Below are 14,211 nucleotides of genomic sequence, written 5' to 3'. Positions count from 1 at the left end.
ATTCGTGATTTGTCGTGACGCGCGGTGAAGTTGCGGGATGCTGCTTGGAAAAACCCCAAGAGGAATCATCAGGCCTCGATCAGCACAATTTCCTCATCTAAAGAGGAGCTGTCTGCATGAAACGACTGATTGAAGAGATCCTGATTCAAGTACTGGCAGAGGCTCTGTTTGAGCTTCTAGTCTGGCTGTGGTCGCTACTGGCAGGCTTGCCTTGGTGATGAGTTATGCGACTTTCGTGGTTGATGGATGCCAGTCGGCCCAGCCAATCATCGGCGCCTTGGTCTTGGGGTTGATCACTGGCTCACCCTCGGCATCTGTCAGCACGGCCTTTGCCCTGATCCGCAGATCTCGGCATGGGCCGGCTTTCCTGGCTAGCTCTATGAACTGCTGCGCGTACTGAGGCGCATCGAACAGCTGGCTGAGCTGCTTTACCTTCTCGCCGTCGAATATGGCCGCTGCCTGCTTTTCCACGGCCTCGTTCCACTCAGCGAGTGTCCGTTCCAGGGGGGGCGCCAGGCTTTCCGCTTGGCCTGGTGGTCTTGGTGATCTTCCTGGCCTCAGCCAGCGCTACACCGGCTGTCATGCCGAAGACTGCGAATGTGCTCATGAGGCTCCTCCGGGCAGCCGATGGCCTTGGCCTGGCTGGCGTGATTCGTTGAAGTGAGGTAAATGTGAGCGGCTCGAGACTGAGCCTATCCAGGGAGTTCTGATGCTTACAACGATGCTGACCCTTATTGCTGCGGCCGTTGCAGCTTATTCAGCTGTGCTCAAGACAAAGCATGAAAAGCTTTGGGCTGAGCGCTATGACAAAACGGGTCAAGCTCTCGTCCGGGCAAACCTACTTGTCCGATTTTTACAAAGCCAGGCCAACGAATATGAAATTCATGGTTTGACTGCGTATGAAAAGAAGGTGCTATCCGAAAACTGGCCGGTTGCACGCTATGAGCTAGAGCGCGACATGGTATTCCTGCAAATTCTGTTCAAAGAGGGCGACACTCTGGAGATCCAGGACTGTTGGTTTGAACTTCAGAAGGAGCTCTTCTGGTTGCTAGAGGAAGGCTCTTCGCACGATGCTCATCTGTACGTGGCAAAAGCATTACCTAAGGCTGAGGCGTTGGAGGCAGCACTCATTGACCTAGGTCGACGTCGCTGCGTAGAGTCATTCTATGAACACTGGAGGGCGAAATTTGCCGCGCGGCGTAAGGTCTCGGAGGCAGAATAGTGCCAAGTTATGATCTTCGGATTACGGAAATACGCTGGCGGGCAACGCGGAAGGGTCAGGTGGCTTTCGCTTGGGACTGCTGAGCGACAATCGCCTTGGCGGCATGGTTGATTAGATGCAACCGGTTGATCAGGCTGTCGCGCGGTTTATCGATGCTGATTTCCCAGTAGTCGCAGCCCAGGCCCAACTCTTCGTAGTGCTCGTTCATGAGCAGGCCCGCCTGTTCGATGGATTCGACGTGATCGGCCTCGTACAGACGATCATTCAGTTCATCCCAGAAGTCATACCCGTCCTCGCCAAACTCAAGCGGTTTCAGCTTCTCTTCGACCAGCTCCCGTAGCTCGCTCCAGCGGGCGGCTTCGTAACGGCCGCCATCGTTGCGTACCCACTCGGGCAGCTCGCCGCGCTCATCCTGGTCGACGTGTTCACATATCCTGTTGCACGCGCCAGTCACCAGGGCGGAGCGGAAGGCACCCTCGTCGAATTCGCGCTCCCGACAGTTCCGCTCCAGCTTCGAGTGGATGTAGTAGCCGATGTCGTCACCGGCCAAAAACTCGATGCCGTAGGACAGGCCAACACTGAAGGTCAAGCCGTCGATGTCGCCGACAGTAGCGATACCGAAGCGCGTGATGAGGATGTCGAAGGCGTAGCAGTTGGTTCCAGGGGCTTTGCAGCGCCAGGCCTTCAGTTGATCGGTATCGGCCAGGACTGTGTACTGGTGATCCTTCAGGCACTCCGCGGCACGCTCACGGCGCTTGGCTTCTTCAGCTTTGCGCTTAGCGATCCATTCCTGATGGCGTTGTTCGTCGTTCATGCCTTTCTCCATGCATGCGCCGCCCTCCGTGCTGGTGGCGGCATGGTGGCAATTTGGGTTGGGATGGGGTATTACGAATTACCGGCATGAGGCCGGCGGGGAGGTGCGTATGTCGTTTGAAGAAGACGATGGCCTGAGCGCTTACGTTGGCGAGTTGCTGGAGGCAGGCTATTTGCAGGGAGCCGAGGAGGGGGTCGCAAGACTCTTTCTCGACGATAAACCCCTAACGCCTGAGCAACAGAAAGTGTTTGATCGCTACGTGCTTGAAAAGCATGACCCAGGCCGATGTATTCGAGGGTGCGAAATACCGTGGTCTGAAAAATATGAGGCCAAACAAAACGGCGGCATGTGCAGCTACTGTGCTCACATGACACACAAGGTTATGAGGGAGTGATCACTTGTTGTCAGGATCGCGTTTCGGCTCGGCCATGCTGGTCGCTTTGAACTGACGCGCAAGCTCTGGCGATATCTGAAAAAGCTGGCGCGTCAGGTTTTCGAAGTCGACGCGCTCGCTCCTCTGCGTCCTGCGCAATCCATGATAGAGCCAGGTCCTGCCACAGCTCTTGCACCTGGCTGTAGCCGTGAGCTTTCACCTCAGCTGCAAGTTGCTTGCGAATCCCTGCTGGCATATCGAAGTGCATCTTCTCGATGCCCAGGCGATCGGCCTCGGCTTTCTTCCTGTCGCGGTAGTCAGCGGAATGCTTAGCCGCTCCGGTACACCCTCAATCTGGATGTTGTTCTCTGCAGCGATCATCAAGACGCGCTGCACACGTATCGACGAAGTGTGCCGGGCGCCCGATGGTTGCCCGGCTTGCGTTTTGTGTTAGCCGGCTGTTTGTAAGGTGGCGGCTCGGTAGCGTCGAATTACAATTTGATTTACTGCCCCACACCATATTATAGGTTTTGATTGTTGTTTTCCGGTGAAATAACATTTTCCAGATACGAGGATGTGTGCGCCAGCTAGGTCATCTAACTCATCAATATTAAAGTTTTTTATAAACTCATCAGCAATATCTGGGAATATTGCAACGCTGACTGATTGATATTCTGGGGCGGAATTTAACCAGATTTTTCCATCTGGCGTTTTTTTTACACTGGTGATTGGGCCCCAGTAGAACATGGGGGCTTCACTTTCCTCTTCCTTTGAGATTTCGCTGAAAGCACGGGTAATATCTCTCACGCAACCCGAGATATAAGGCTCATCACCTTTTTTGAAAAAAGTTAATTTTGCGGAGGAGTTCCGAAAGTCAGGGCTTTGTACCAGCCGATGCAAGATTCGACGTAAAGTAAACTCTTGACTTGAAAATCTATTTCCACCTTTTACTACGTAGGATCTTCCATCTTGTGAGGCCGGACCGTTTGGAAGCTCTGATGGCGGCGCTACATCGATATCACCACCCTTCTCTTTGTCGAGGCGCACTATTATATCGCCACTGCTTTTAAGCATATCTACAGCTTCAGAACCATCTCCCTTGTCCTGATCGACCACCACATATTCTGCTTTTAAATCGCATTCGCTGCTGTGATGGGCGCAAAAGTGGGCGGGGTGGCCGTGGGTGCTTTCCTTTCGGAACCATGCCAGCGCTCCGCACATTGTACAGATAAGATCGTTTCGTTTACTGCTTAACTCCGAATCCCCTAGCTTTGAAAATGCAAAAGCTTCCCAAGTTCTGCCGTCATTTCTGCACAGAGCATATTGCATGTCTTCTTCCCTGGTTCATGGCAACTAGCCATTATCCTGCCCCTTCATTTCGGTTTTGCCAAGTAGCCAAAGTGGTTTCCAGCCAGCTGATCGGCTTGCTCTTGGCGTCAACCAGCACAGCTTTCGTCTTGATCTGCATATCACGACATTTCCCAGGCTTGTGGGGTAGTTCAATGAACTGCTCGGCATACTGCGGCGCGTAGAAAATCCGCGAGAGCTGGCGAACCGTACCCTCCATGATCTTCTCGGTGTGCTTGGCGATCAATCAGCTTTGGGGAGCGGCTCGACGTCGCCAGGGACTTTGGCGTTCTTCAGGGCACCGGCAGTTTTCTTGCGTGCCCCAGTCTTGGCTATATCGAAGGTCATTCTAAACACTGCAAAGGTGCTCATGGGGTATCTCGGTGCAGCCTCTGGCCTTGCCAGAGTGGCGTGATTGATTGGATTGGGGTATTGGTGCTCGGCCCGGCATGGAGCCGGAGCCAGGAGGCTTAATGAGTTGTGAGCTGCTTTCGTGCTGGATGGAGAGTCATCCAGGATTAGCGTCATGGGTTCAATCGGTTGGATCGATTTTTGCGTTGTTTGTCGCCATAGGCGTTGCTTGGTGGCAAGGGCATCAATCTCAAAAGCTGTTTCGAGCTCAGGTTAACCAGCAGGCGGAAGAATCCAGACTTCAACGAATTGCGTCGCTCAGAGCCACAGTTGAAGTGGCTGAGATTGTCGCGAAGCGTGTGATTGAGACCGCCAGGAAAATGCCAGACATCCTTTTGGAAGAGAGTGCGTCCCGCCATAGGGACGCTCTTGAGGCTGCAGTGTTATGGATTTCTAGGCTGCCTATTTATGAACTTCCTGGAGCGTTGGTCGCCAGGGATGTCCAAAACATTGCCTTGTCCGCGAATCGAATGCTCAAAGTTTTAGAGAATATATCCAGTGATGGGGGGCTGTCAGATGGAAACTACAAATCTTTGTGCGGACTGAGCGATGCCGCCGAAAAAGCTCTGGCGGGAGCATCTTCATTTACAGATGAATATAGTGGCGGGACCGACGTAATCAGGGCTGCCGATCTTTAAGCCAGGCTCCGCGCAACAGCTGAGGGCGGGTCAGGCGCGCCGGACTTTGAAGTGGAGCATCGCCTTGATGCTGTGGCAGTAGTCTTGAAGTCGCTTATAGGCTTTGTACTTGGCCTGACCTCTAGTAGCCGCTCAGACCCTTACCAAATCTTCTCGGGCCTCTCGGCTCCAGTTGAGGTCGTCCCAATCATGATTGAAGGGTAGGACCAGCCACTCTTTGAGGGGGAGCGCCTCGGCCATCTCGCCGTACTGCATTTCCCAGGTCGGATGGTAGTTCCTTATGCGCTTCTTCAGGTCGCCGTCGAGGATGACGCCTATGTAGTGGCCGCGGTCGGCCATGATCACGCCGGGCTCGCCGTTGGCGATCACTCGGCGCCCGATCTCGGCCGGCACGTCGTAATGGCGGCGAACGTAGTCGCAGTTGTAGTTGCTCATGGCTTATCTCCATGCATGCGCCGCCCTCCGTGCTGGCGGCGGCATGGTGGCAATTTGGTGTTTTTTGAGGTAGACCAGTGCAGGGCAATCCGCCCGGTTTAGATGGAGTATTTCGGTGAAAAAATCGGATTTTGATGAGGACGTTAACGAGCTGCAGACTCTGGTTTCTCGTGCCGCTTATGGCTACAGGCGCGCCACGGATCGATATGTCGAGCTCATCGAGTTCTGGAATGACTTAGGCCATAGGCACTTTAACGGCCAAGTAACCTTCGAGCGCGAAGAAGATGGCGCGCTCGTGTCCGGAAATGTATCCGGGAAGCCATTCCGCATCTACTCGACGATGTTGTATCGGGGAGGCGAGGCGCTGCTCGAAGCTCGGGTAGCTGTTAAGGAATTTGCTCCGGAGAAAGAGGTTCTCGTAGGAACGTTCCACGTAGCACACAATGGCACCATCTACACTGCCGATGGTGAAGCTGCCCTGCCAAACACCGACGACATGCGCGAATACAAGGTTCTCTCCGCAATTGTTCGGCGAGTACTTGGCGTTAGCAATTCGGGAGTATGACCTCGCACTCTGGGTATCGCTTCAATTCAGCCTCGCTTGCTTCGTTGAACTGACGCGCAAGTCTTGGTGATATGCGAAAAGCTGGCGCGTCAGGTCTTTGAAGTCGACGCGCTCGCTCATCTGGTTCCTGGGCAATCCACGACAGAGCCAAGTCCTGCCAGGGTTCTTGTGCCTGGCTGTAACCGTGAGCCTTCAGCTCAGCAGCAAGCTGCTTGCGAATCCCCGCTGGCATATCGAAGTGCATCTTCTCGATGCCCAGGCGATCAGCCTCGGCCTTCTTGCGGTCGCGGTAGTCAGCTGAATGCTTCGCCGCACCAGTCTTCTCTGCCTTCACGGCCTTCCCCTGATAACGATGTTGTTCTCTGTAGCGATCATCAAGACGCGCTGCACGCGCATGGACATTGCGGCGCCTATCTGGGCTGGATCAAGCCCATTCTCAGCGTGCTTGCGCACCTCTGGCGCAAGCCTGGCTCGTTCAGCCTTCAGCCGCTCCTGGTGTCCAGTAGCGCCGTATCCGAACTTCTCGCCGGTAGCTCCCTAGGCGGCATCCTGCGCCGCCACTGCAAAAGAAGTCGACTACGATCTCATTGTCCTGAGGGTTGCAGCCAAGTGCGTATTAGGCTTTGAAATCGAAGGGGTGTTTCTTCTGATGTGCGGTCATAGGAGGGCCTCGCGGGCTAGCGTGATTATGTGAAATGACAGATATTGCGTTTCTTGGACTGCGCTTAACCAAGGGTGGAGCAGTAGTGAGGATTAAACGGTGGAAATGACTATTTAAAATGGAAGATTTTTTTGGCAAGGCCGTGCCGTTTCTTCAGGTAGTTCTACCTGGATTCTTGGCAACATTCATATTCTATTGGCTGTCTGACTCTCAGAAGCCGGGGCAATTTGAGCGAGTCATTCAAGCGTTGATCGGAACTGCGATCATTCAGTTCTTGGCTAGTTACATACAAGCATTTGCACTCATGGTGGGGGAGTTTTATTCCCTGGGAGTTTGGACAGAAAAATCCTCTGCGATATGCAGTGCGTGCCTCGCTGTGGCATTTGGATTGCTTTTAGCGTATTTGGGTAACAATGATATTTTGTACCGGGTTGCTCGAAAGATGGGGCTCACACACAGGTCCGCTGATGGCTCTGACTGGCGTTTTGCGCACAGAACGTTGAAGGATCGATCCATTGTGCTGCAGCTACTTGACGGTCGTCGGCTTGCGGGATACCCGCGATCATGGCCTACTGATCCTGAGAAAGGCCACTACTTGATGCAGTTTCCTACTTGGATCGAAAACGACCAATTTGTACCGGCGGAAGGCGTGTCCTTTATGCTTGTGTCTGGAGTTGATGTCCAGTGGACTGAGTTTCTTGAGCCAGTGAAGGATGAGGAAGATGACTAGCGACAAACAGAAAGTTGTTGAAGAGCAAATTCGCAAGAGTATCAACGAGGGGTTAAACGTTAATCCGGTGATGCCAAGGAATATCTTGCCGAAAACTCCCCCATCTACTCCGCCAAAGCCACCGGCTCGCGGATAAAGCAGCTGATCATTTTTTGGACGAGAACATGACTGAAGAAGAGCTAAAGAAAGCGTTTGCCTCAGGTAAGGTCGTTGTGGCGCAAGAAAGCGTTAACAACGAACCTGTTCGAAACATGCTGCCGGCAACCCCCCCAAAGTCGCCTCCGTCCAAACCGGAGCCGAAGAAATAGGAACATGGATTTTTTTGACTTTCCCTCACGCGCTCTCCAGGCCGGGGCAGTTACCTCATCGCCTGGGTTCCGCTTCAGCTCGGCCAAGCTTTCATTCCGAAATATCCGCGCCACGTTAAGGACTCCAGCACCTGGACCTTGTTGCCAGATATGAAGAAGGCAGCCTTAGCTGCCTCCAGTTCGGCCTGGCGCTCGGAGCGGACCAGGATGTAGTTGCTCATGCTTACCTCACTTGATGCGAATCGAGCTTTCGCCGCGCTCTAGGTGTGCCCAGGATGGTTCCTCGAGTAGCTCGGCTTCCGCGTCCTCGCCGGCATCCAGGCGCTTGCGTACCGCGGCGTTATGCTCGCGGATTTCCTTAAGCTTGGCGGCGATGGCGCGCTTGTCTGGCGAGAACACGGTCTTCGTGTCGAGGAAGTCGTACGGGATGTCGTTTTCCTTGTCGACGATCACCTTCTCTGGCGCCAGGGCCAGGGTGATGGTGAACAGCGGCCGCTTAATCGACTTGATGTCGGCGGCCTCCATGTTGCGGCGCAGGTATTCGTCGAGCTTGCCGACGGTGTTCTTCCTGATGCGTTTCAGCTCGTTAAGGCGGTCGACTTCCTTGTCGATGGCATCGATGTCGCCCTGGATGTTGCGGCACAGCATGACGACGCTCTCAGCCTTCACCTCGAACTCGCCCTGAATGCTGTCCATGGTGTCCTGGATGGCCTGACGCAATCCTTCATCGTCGGTATCCGCAAGAGCGGCGAGCTCGGTCATCTGACTGGTCAAAGCGTAGAGCTGAGTCATGCCGCTGTCTCCTGCTTCGGATCAGAAAGCTTTTTCCATTCAAGTGAGATTCGTGCCGCGCCTTTTTCGTCCTTGCGCAGAGTCAACTGGCGGACTGCGATGTCGTGGATTTTCTTGCGTTCGTGAGGGGTCTGCGCGGCTTTCAGGTTGTCAATCGCCGATTTGATGTAGTCGAGTCGCTCCTGCTTCTGACGCTCTTCCTCTTCAACCCTGTTTTCAGCTTTTTCGAGAGCGACCTCATCTCGAACCGCATCGACATACGCGGCGTCGTCAAACAAGCCCATGTGAATATCGGCAGAGAAACCGAGGGGTTGCAGGCACTTGCCTACAGCGTCAGTGAGCGACTTCTTAGCCGCCTCCCAGTCGGTCATGATCTTTCCGCTCTGGAAGTACACAAACGGCGTGTGGCCGTAGTGCTGGATCGTGCATTTCTGCCCATCCTTGCCCAGATACCACAGCTCAATTTTCAGCGTGTGCAACTTGGCATTGATGCGCGGCGCGTCCGGCCATTCCTTGGTGGGGGCTTGGAGTGGGCCGCCTTCGTCGAAACGATCTTCAAGCACTGACCAGCCCCACCCCTCGCCACAAGGGCCGAATACTTCGGTTGCCTTGTGCATCAGATATGTGGGCTTGATGGCGGTGCCTTTGAAGCCGCCCATGCCTGTGAAGTTTTTTGTTGCGCCGGGGTCGGTAACGTTGACCTGGTCCCAGATCCGGGTGTTGGACATGATTGTTCTCCGCGCCGTCAGAGGAGGCGCTGTAAAATTCGGCGAGAGGATGCTGCGGCATCTATCTCAGATAGACGCAGGCGAACCAGACGATTGCGATAACGGGGATCATGGCGATTCCTCCAGCGATAACAGGCGCTCGCCCAGGGTGATCTTGGCGTTGGCCTGCTCCTTCTTGATACCAGCGGCCTGGGCCACTTCTGAAAGTGACAGGCCTTCGCGTCGGAGTTTCGCGCAGCGGATCGCCAGCTGCTGACCACGCTTGTGTGCGCCGGCGCCGCTCATTACCGCCGCTCCAGTTGGGCCACGCGATAGCGAAGAACCTGCAGCACCCGACCGCGGTAACCTGGCTCCGCATACTGCTCAACCGGCGGTCCGAAAAAGCCCCGGCGCTCGGCCAGGCTGTAGGCATCACGCAGGTTGTGAGCGGTGATGTCTTCCAGTTGCTCCTCGATGAGCGACTTGACTGGGGAAGTGGTCATTCTGCCTCCTTGCGCCGGTGACAGGCTTCCATCAGGCGCTTGCAGTAGTGGGTGAATTCGTCGGTGGTGATTGCACCGTCAGTGAACAGGCGGGTGATCAGGCCTTGCACCAGGACATCGATGTCGGGCTGGCTGTTGGGATCGGCAACGCCTTCGAGGGCTTGGTCGATGAGAATGTGAGGGCTCACAGCTCATTGTCCTCGGCCTGGGCAATCAGGCCATCAGCAGCAAGAGGGCGAAGGAGGGTGCGTGCAATATCGCGCAGGGTTTCGTCAGGGTCTTGGCTATCCAGCGCCTCAAATGCGGCGCTGCGGGCTTCTGACACGTCTCTACGGTGCGCAGCCAAGATCAAACGACCGATCACTGTGGCGCCCATTCCGGGCTCGCAGAGATGATTCATCACGTATTCATCGACAGCCTGCGCGAATTGGTCATGCGTTACGCCCTGAGTACTGCGCATGCGGCGCTGGAACATTACGTCTTGCCCGTCCAGCAGGTCACAGGCCGCGTTGTCGACCCAGATCCGCTCAGCCTCCTCGGTATCAACCGACTCTGGAGGCAGCCTGGCGTCATACCGGGTCTGGCATATCTGCATTGCAGTGTTCATGCTGCCTCCGGCCAGTGGCGATCAATGCTCTCTTTTGCGTAGGTGGACAGCCGCTCATAGCCGTTCACGCCACCGCAGCCTGGCATCGTTCCTTCCAGCTCGACGCAGGCGCGGATATCACAGCGTCGCGAGCAGACCCAGCCGCCGTAGTGGCATTGGTGGATCTCGCCTTTAGGCTCAGGATGATAAGCGAGGCCGCCTTTCCATGATGGCGAGCCGCGAAGCTTCAGCCCGCAGCCACGGCAGACTGCTTGGGTATCGGTACAGTGATGCATGGCGACCTCCAGTGTTTGGTTGACCCAACAAAACTCGGCTGCACTCATCCGCTCCGCTGGTTGCCGATGGGCGCGGAGGGGAGTGCATGCGGGTGGTGTCGGAGGTGGCGAGATTTGCTTTTCGCCAATGAATTTCTGAACTTATTTGCAGTCAAATATCCTGCCCTTACTGGCTTTCAGGACATTCAAAATGAAGCGCGCAGCAATCGTTCTTTTGGCTCTATCAGGCTCCCTCTTGTTGGGAGGTTGCGTGCCTGTCTGGGACGATGGAGGAGGATACGGTCGTGATCGTTACAGGGGCTATGATCACGATCGGAGATATGACCAGGGCAATGACAACGATCAGGGTTATTACCACAGGCATGACCGCCGAGATGGTGATCGATGGCGTGACCACAATCGCGATCGTGATGACAGGGACGATTGATCACTTTATGGCTCACAAGGAGATTTCCCATGCGCCCTGGTGCCCGTGAGCACCAGGGATCGGGCAGTTGACGTCACGCTGACGTGGCGCTGGTTGTTCAGAAGAACCGGCGCGGGGATGCAATTGAATTGCTAGGTTGCTTCGCTAACCGCCCGCTGGAGCTTGAGGAGCAGTGCTGTGGGGAGGCTGACCTCTGGCCCTGAACTATTCAGGTAGCCATCAGGCATTGCTTTGAAGATTTCCTGTGCTGCTACACGTATCGCTTCGAGCCGTTGACGGGAAGTTGTAGGGCCGCGCATCGATCCTGCGGTCACCTTGGACTTGCCGGTCGCCTTGGCCTTTTGCAGCTCGCCACCAAGCACTTTGCCTGCTTCCTCGCCATGCTGCCGCACCACCTGCACCGCAGTTGTAGCGGACACTTGGCCCGATGCAACAAGCTGTTGAACGTCTGTGTTGGCATTGCCGAGTGTCATCACTTGCTCAACGTGCTGACGTGTTTTGCCGACCTTCTTGGCGATCTGATCAGGCGTCCAGCCAAATGCGGTGAGCCGCTTGTAGCCATCTGCCAGCTCAAGAGGAGAGAGCTTCTTTCCTTCCTGGCTGGTGATGACCCTTGCTACCCGTTCGGCGTCGTTGCCCTCGAAAGGAACAATCGAGATCCACGCCTCCAGGCGCTCTGGGTCGTCCTTGCTCGGCACTCTTGGAAGGCGACCTGCCTGATCCAGCTTCAAGTAGGCGCGGCGACGGCGGTGGCCATCGACAACCCACATCCCACCTTCGGCGCGAGGTCGCACTTCAAGCGCGGGGATCTGGCCGCCGGCGAAGATGAACTCAGCGAGTGCGTTGATGCTTTCTTCCAGCTCTTCACCTTCGGCCCGAAGGTTGAAGCCGGGTTCTTCGTGTAGATCTTCCAGGCGGGCCTTCATCGCGTCAGCCCGCTTCAGATCCCCGTCTTTGATCATTTGCTTGAAAGACTTGGCCATGCAATTTATTTCCAAGTGGTTGTCATCCCAAGCAGTCCTCGCGAGAAGACTGCTTAGTGATGCTTTCCAAAGTGCCCCGGTCCCGCTACTGGCGTCAGACCGGGGTTGTTGCGTCAGCGATGTTGGCCAGTTACCCGCTGCTGATTGCAGGGCTGTCCGATCTTCGTCGGTGGGGGCTTCGAGCTTCCTCCGCGCAGCGTCAAACAGCATCTGTTCGCCGCGGTTCACAGGTCCTTACAACATGCACGCTACAGCTCTGAATGCCCGGCTGAGTGGGGCAGGGTGCATGAGGTCCGGCGCCCCTCAATGCCGAAGCTCGGGGCGCTAATTCTGTTCAGTTGAATCTCCCTTCTGCCGCTGGGATTCGCGGGGCGCATTGCATGCCAGGTCGTTCGCACGGTTCGAGCGTTTCGCTCTCGATCAGCCGCACAGGTTGTTCCTGTCGTTGGCGGGCTATCTGACCCGTCTGATCGCCGGTCGCCGGTAGAGGCAATGCGGTCTGTTGGTGTTTCTGTGTTGCGCAGGTTGTTAAAGAGCGGTGCGGCTTTCGCTGCTGGGCCGGTGTTGCGTTGGCTTGGGATTAATATTAGGCATAGGCTAATTTTATGTAAATAGGTAATGCCTAATTATTTTCGATTAGGCATGAAAAAGCCCGCTCATGGCGGACCTGGTGGAACTGCTGGATCAGTCAATGATTGGTGGGTATACGGGCTTGCTTTTAACTATTCCGCTTTCACCTCACTCGCGCGCACCATAAAAATGGTTCAGCGCAATCAGCTCAGCCACGACCACGAAAACGCAAAGCGCAACGAATCCTGGGCTGAACACGCGCTTGCGACCGGATGAGCCTCCGCCCAGCCCGGCAGCGTCGGAGTAGCCGGGGATCATGATAAGAAAAGCCAGGCAAGCAATGACCCCAACCTTGCTCCAGAAGCTCTGATTGCGCCATTGAGTCATCCGTGATCGCTCGCGTCTCGTTTTATCTGCCTCACCCTCACTTCTTCCGCATAACCTGCCAGCTTGTCCTCAGCTTCCTGAAAGCTCACCGCGATCTTCATCAGGTTCTGCGCATCATCCTCAAGGCCAGCTTCAGAAAGACGGGTAGCCACCTGCATGATGTCGACGCCTGACCATTTGAGCAGGGCTGCAGCCTCTTTCAGGTCGCGCCGCAGCTGCTGGTTCGGTTTGGTGAGGGGCATAGGCAGCTCCTGGCGGCCATTGGAGATGTCACTCTGTTCGCATGCCAGCAGCACTGCCGTATTTCTGGCCGTGTGCCTTTGTCATTCGCATGCAAGCGTCTCTCATTGCTCTTCTGGCATCGAGATCGGCAAGCTTGTCGTCCACATTCTTCCAGCACAGATCAATCGCCTGGCGGGAGTACTCTTCTTCAGTGGGCTCGGCCGAGCTCGATCCGATATTCTTGGAGATAACCGTATAGGCGCCAATTACAATCACAAGCCAGAACAGCGCAATTTTTTGCGTCGATCTCGCTTTCTGGTCTTTTGACTTTGGCGGATTGGTAACATCCGACCCGCAATGTTTGCACTTCACGGCATCTTGCTTGATCTGCTCCGCGCAATGCGGGCATTTCCGTTCGCCGGACTCCATCATCTCCTCCCTGAAAAATCACGCTGTTACCGAGCGAACATCCCCCACCAGAACACATGGCCCAGGATTGAGATCTGCTGCTCTTTGATCTCCTGGAACGTGTAGTCCTCATCTGGGTGTTCGTCGCGGTTGAAGCTGCGCAGACGCAGGCCGGTGGGCAGGCGGTAAACCTGCTTCACGCGTAGCTGGCCATTGTGGTTGATCGCGTAGAGGTCGCCATCGACGATATCGCCAAGCGAGTTCTTTCCAGTGTTCACGCCGACCGTGGCGCCATCGCGCAGCACTGGGAACATGCTATTGCCGCGGGCGATCACGCACTTGGCATTACTGAACTGCACGTTGTTGCGGCGCAGATCGCTCTTGAAGAAGCGCAGCTTGGCGGTGTCGCTTTCCTCGATCACAAACCGGCCAGAGCCAGCTGCAAGCTCTACTTCGCGCAGGAATGGGACGTAGACCTCGTCTTCAGGGAGCGGAGTTGCGTCATCCCAGGTCTCGATGTTGGAAAGCTTGACGCTAGCCTTTGGTGAAGAGTCATAGGCGGCTGGAGCTTCAGCGACGCTCAGAATATCCCCCATACGCTCGCTCAGCCCCCAGTGCGCAGGGGAAACGACATCTGAGAAATACTCAATCAGCTCCATGAGCTTAGATTTGTCGATTCGCCCCGTCTTTACCCAGCCTTGGACAGAGGGGCCCGCCACGCCGAAATCTTCGGCGAGCTTTTTCTTTGTAACGCCTTTGGCGACCCGAGCTCGCTCGATGGCTGCGCCTAATTCTATTCCTGTAAGCATTGCCTAATTAAGCCTAG

General features: G+C 55.5%; 24 protein-coding genes and 1 pseudogene. 6 read left to right on the top strand and 19 right to left on the bottom strand.

Translation table 11 applies throughout. The features are described from left to right. Nucleotides 1-222: 222 nt before the first annotated feature. On the bottom strand, nt 223-471 hold the full coding sequence (locus POS17_RS32335; protein ID WP_060839695.1) for a hypothetical protein: 249 nt from the start codon (nt 469-471) through the stop codon (nt 223-225). Between the two features lie 238 nt (nt 472-709). Between POS17_RS32335 and POS17_RS17225 the strand changes: the two genes are divergently transcribed. Beyond that, nucleotides 710-1,222: a hypothetical protein gene (locus POS17_RS17225; RefSeq protein WP_060839694.1), complete on the top strand. Its 513-nt coding sequence runs from the start codon at nt 710-712 to the stop codon at nt 1,220-1,222. A 55-nt stretch (nt 1,223-1,277) separates the two neighbouring features. Here the strand turns inward: POS17_RS17225 and POS17_RS17220 are convergent, their stop codons facing one another. Next, nucleotides 1,278-2,036, bottom strand: coding sequence for a hypothetical protein (locus POS17_RS17220; protein ID WP_060839693.1), 759 nt, complete (start codon nt 2,034-2,036; stop codon nt 1,278-1,280). A gap of 109 nt (nt 2,037-2,145) precedes the next feature. On the opposite strand from POS17_RS17220, the gene POS17_RS17215 reads away from it, so the two are divergent. After that, entirely contained in the window at nt 2,146-2,430 is a 285-nt protein-coding gene (locus POS17_RS17215) for a hypothetical protein (protein ID WP_148654975.1), read from the top strand. Nucleotides 2,431-2,859: 429 nt separating this feature from the next. On the opposite strand, the gene POS17_RS31075 is transcribed toward POS17_RS17215, so the two are convergent. Then, complete coding sequence (locus POS17_RS31075; protein ID WP_082729889.1) at nt 2,860-3,738, bottom strand: hypothetical protein; 879 nt, start codon at nt 3,736-3,738, stop codon at nt 2,860-2,862. A gap of 31 nt (nt 3,739-3,769) precedes the next feature. Continuing rightward, nucleotides 3,770-3,976: a hypothetical protein gene (locus tag POS17_RS17210; RefSeq protein ID WP_148654974.1), complete on the bottom strand. Its 207-nt coding sequence runs from the start codon at nt 3,974-3,976 to the stop codon at nt 3,770-3,772. A 253-nt stretch (nt 3,977-4,229) separates the two neighbouring features. Here POS17_RS17210 and POS17_RS17205 point away from each other — a divergent pair, with 253 nt between their 5' ends. Further along, a complete protein-coding gene (locus POS17_RS17205) occupies nt 4,230-4,805 on the top strand; it encodes a hypothetical protein (RefSeq protein WP_060839690.1) in 576 nt (191 codons plus the stop codon). Between the two features lie 30 nt (nt 4,806-4,835). On the opposite strand, the pseudogene POS17_RS17200 reads toward POS17_RS17205, so the two are convergent. Beyond that, nucleotides 4,836-5,240: pseudogene (locus POS17_RS17200) on the bottom strand (hypothetical protein). 115 nt (nt 5,241-5,355) lie between these two features. Between POS17_RS17200 and POS17_RS17195 the strand changes: the two are divergent. Next, on the top strand, nt 5,356-5,805 hold the full coding sequence (locus POS17_RS17195) for a hypothetical protein (protein ID WP_060839689.1): 450 nt from the start codon (nt 5,356-5,358) through the stop codon (nt 5,803-5,805). On the opposite strand, the gene POS17_RS31070 is transcribed toward POS17_RS17195, so the two are convergent. Beyond that, nucleotides 5,786-6,139 carry a hypothetical protein gene (locus tag POS17_RS31070; RefSeq protein ID WP_082729888.1) on the bottom strand — a complete coding sequence of 118 codons (354 nt, stop codon included), beginning with the start codon at nt 6,137-6,139 and terminating at the stop codon, nt 5,786-5,788. The two genes, POS17_RS17195 and POS17_RS31070, sit on opposite strands and share 20 nt — an antisense overlap. A 445-nt stretch (nt 6,140-6,584) precedes the next feature. On the opposite strand from POS17_RS31070, the gene POS17_RS17190 reads away from it, so the two are divergent. Continuing rightward, a complete protein-coding gene (locus POS17_RS17190; protein ID WP_060839688.1) occupies nt 6,585-7,196 on the top strand; it encodes a DUF6338 family protein in 612 nt (203 codons plus the stop codon). Between the two features lie 382 nt (nt 7,197-7,578). On the opposite strand, the gene POS17_RS32070 is transcribed toward POS17_RS17190, so the two are convergent. The 8 genes from POS17_RS32070 to POS17_RS31775 form a co-directional block, all read right to left on the bottom strand. Beyond that, complete coding sequence (locus POS17_RS32070) at nt 7,579-7,725, bottom strand: hypothetical protein (RefSeq protein WP_159426426.1); 147 nt, start codon at nt 7,723-7,725, stop codon at nt 7,579-7,581. 7 nt (nt 7,726-7,732) lie between these two features. After that, nucleotides 7,733-8,296, bottom strand: a complete 564-nt coding sequence (locus POS17_RS17185) for a siphovirus Gp157 family protein (RefSeq protein ID WP_060839687.1) — start codon at nt 8,294-8,296, stop codon at nt 7,733-7,735. Beyond that, nucleotides 8,293-9,024, bottom strand: coding sequence for a hypothetical protein (locus tag POS17_RS17180; RefSeq protein WP_060839686.1), 732 nt, complete (start codon nt 9,022-9,024; stop codon nt 8,293-8,295). The genes POS17_RS17185 and POS17_RS17180 overlap by 4 nt, the downstream gene beginning before the upstream one ends. Before the next feature lie 108 nt (nt 9,025-9,132). Then, nucleotides 9,133-9,309: a hypothetical protein gene (locus POS17_RS32180; RefSeq protein WP_173655904.1), complete on the bottom strand. Its 177-nt coding sequence runs from the start codon at nt 9,307-9,309 to the stop codon at nt 9,133-9,135. Beyond that, nucleotides 9,309-9,506, bottom strand: a complete 198-nt coding sequence (locus tag POS17_RS17175) for a hypothetical protein (protein WP_060839685.1) — start codon at nt 9,504-9,506, stop codon at nt 9,309-9,311. The genes POS17_RS32180 and POS17_RS17175 overlap by 1 nt, the downstream gene beginning before the upstream one ends. Then, nucleotides 9,503-9,694, bottom strand: a complete 192-nt coding sequence (locus tag POS17_RS17170; RefSeq protein ID WP_060839684.1) for a hypothetical protein — start codon at nt 9,692-9,694, stop codon at nt 9,503-9,505. Before POS17_RS17170 ends, POS17_RS17175 begins: the two co-directional genes overlap by 4 nt. Continuing rightward, nucleotides 9,691-10,113, bottom strand: a complete 423-nt coding sequence (locus tag POS17_RS17165) for a hypothetical protein (RefSeq protein ID WP_060839683.1) — start codon at nt 10,111-10,113, stop codon at nt 9,691-9,693. Before POS17_RS17165 ends, POS17_RS17170 begins: the two co-directional genes overlap by 4 nt. Continuing rightward, entirely contained in the window at nt 10,110-10,388 is a 279-nt protein-coding gene (locus tag POS17_RS31775) for a hypothetical protein (protein WP_134532617.1), read from the bottom strand. The genes POS17_RS17165 and POS17_RS31775 overlap by 4 nt, the downstream gene beginning before the upstream one ends. A 284-nt stretch (nt 10,389-10,672) precedes the next feature. Between POS17_RS31775 and POS17_RS32500 the strand changes: the two genes are divergently transcribed. Then, nucleotides 10,673-10,864, top strand: coding sequence for a hypothetical protein (locus POS17_RS32500; RefSeq protein WP_159426425.1), 192 nt, complete (start codon nt 10,673-10,675; stop codon nt 10,862-10,864). Nucleotides 10,865-10,946: 82 nt separating this feature from the next. Here POS17_RS32500 and POS17_RS17155 read toward each other — a convergent pair whose 3' ends face one another. The 5 genes from POS17_RS17155 to POS17_RS17135 form a co-directional block, all read right to left on the bottom strand. Continuing rightward, a complete protein-coding gene (locus POS17_RS17155) occupies nt 10,947-11,798 on the bottom strand; it encodes a ParB/RepB/Spo0J family partition protein (protein ID WP_060839681.1) in 852 nt (283 codons plus the stop codon). 738 nt (nt 11,799-12,536) lie between these two features. Next, nucleotides 12,537-12,755: a hypothetical protein gene (locus POS17_RS17150; protein WP_060839680.1), complete on the bottom strand. Its 219-nt coding sequence runs from the start codon at nt 12,753-12,755 to the stop codon at nt 12,537-12,539. Continuing rightward, the gene (locus tag POS17_RS17145; RefSeq protein ID WP_060839679.1) at nt 12,752-12,997 is read right to left on the bottom strand and encodes a hypothetical protein; all 246 of its coding nucleotides are present in this window, start codon (nt 12,995-12,997) and stop codon (nt 12,752-12,754) included. Before POS17_RS17145 ends, POS17_RS17150 begins: the two co-directional genes overlap by 4 nt. A 28-nt stretch (nt 12,998-13,025) precedes the next feature. Further along, a complete protein-coding gene (locus POS17_RS17140) occupies nt 13,026-13,406 on the bottom strand; it encodes a zinc ribbon domain-containing protein (RefSeq protein WP_060839678.1) in 381 nt (126 codons plus the stop codon). 26 nt (nt 13,407-13,432) lie between these two features. After that, nucleotides 13,433-14,194, bottom strand: a complete 762-nt coding sequence (locus POS17_RS17135) for a LexA family transcriptional regulator (RefSeq protein ID WP_060839677.1) — start codon at nt 14,192-14,194, stop codon at nt 13,433-13,435. Between the last annotated feature and the right edge of the window lie 17 nt (nt 14,195-14,211).

The organism is Pseudomonas sp. Os17 (genome assembly GCF_001547895.1).
In the GTDB taxonomy this organism is placed as follows: Bacteria; Pseudomonadota; Gammaproteobacteria; order Pseudomonadales; family Pseudomonadaceae; genus Aquipseudomonas.
Note: the sequence above shows the minus strand (reverse complement) of the source record. Positions and strands in the feature narration are given on the sequence as shown.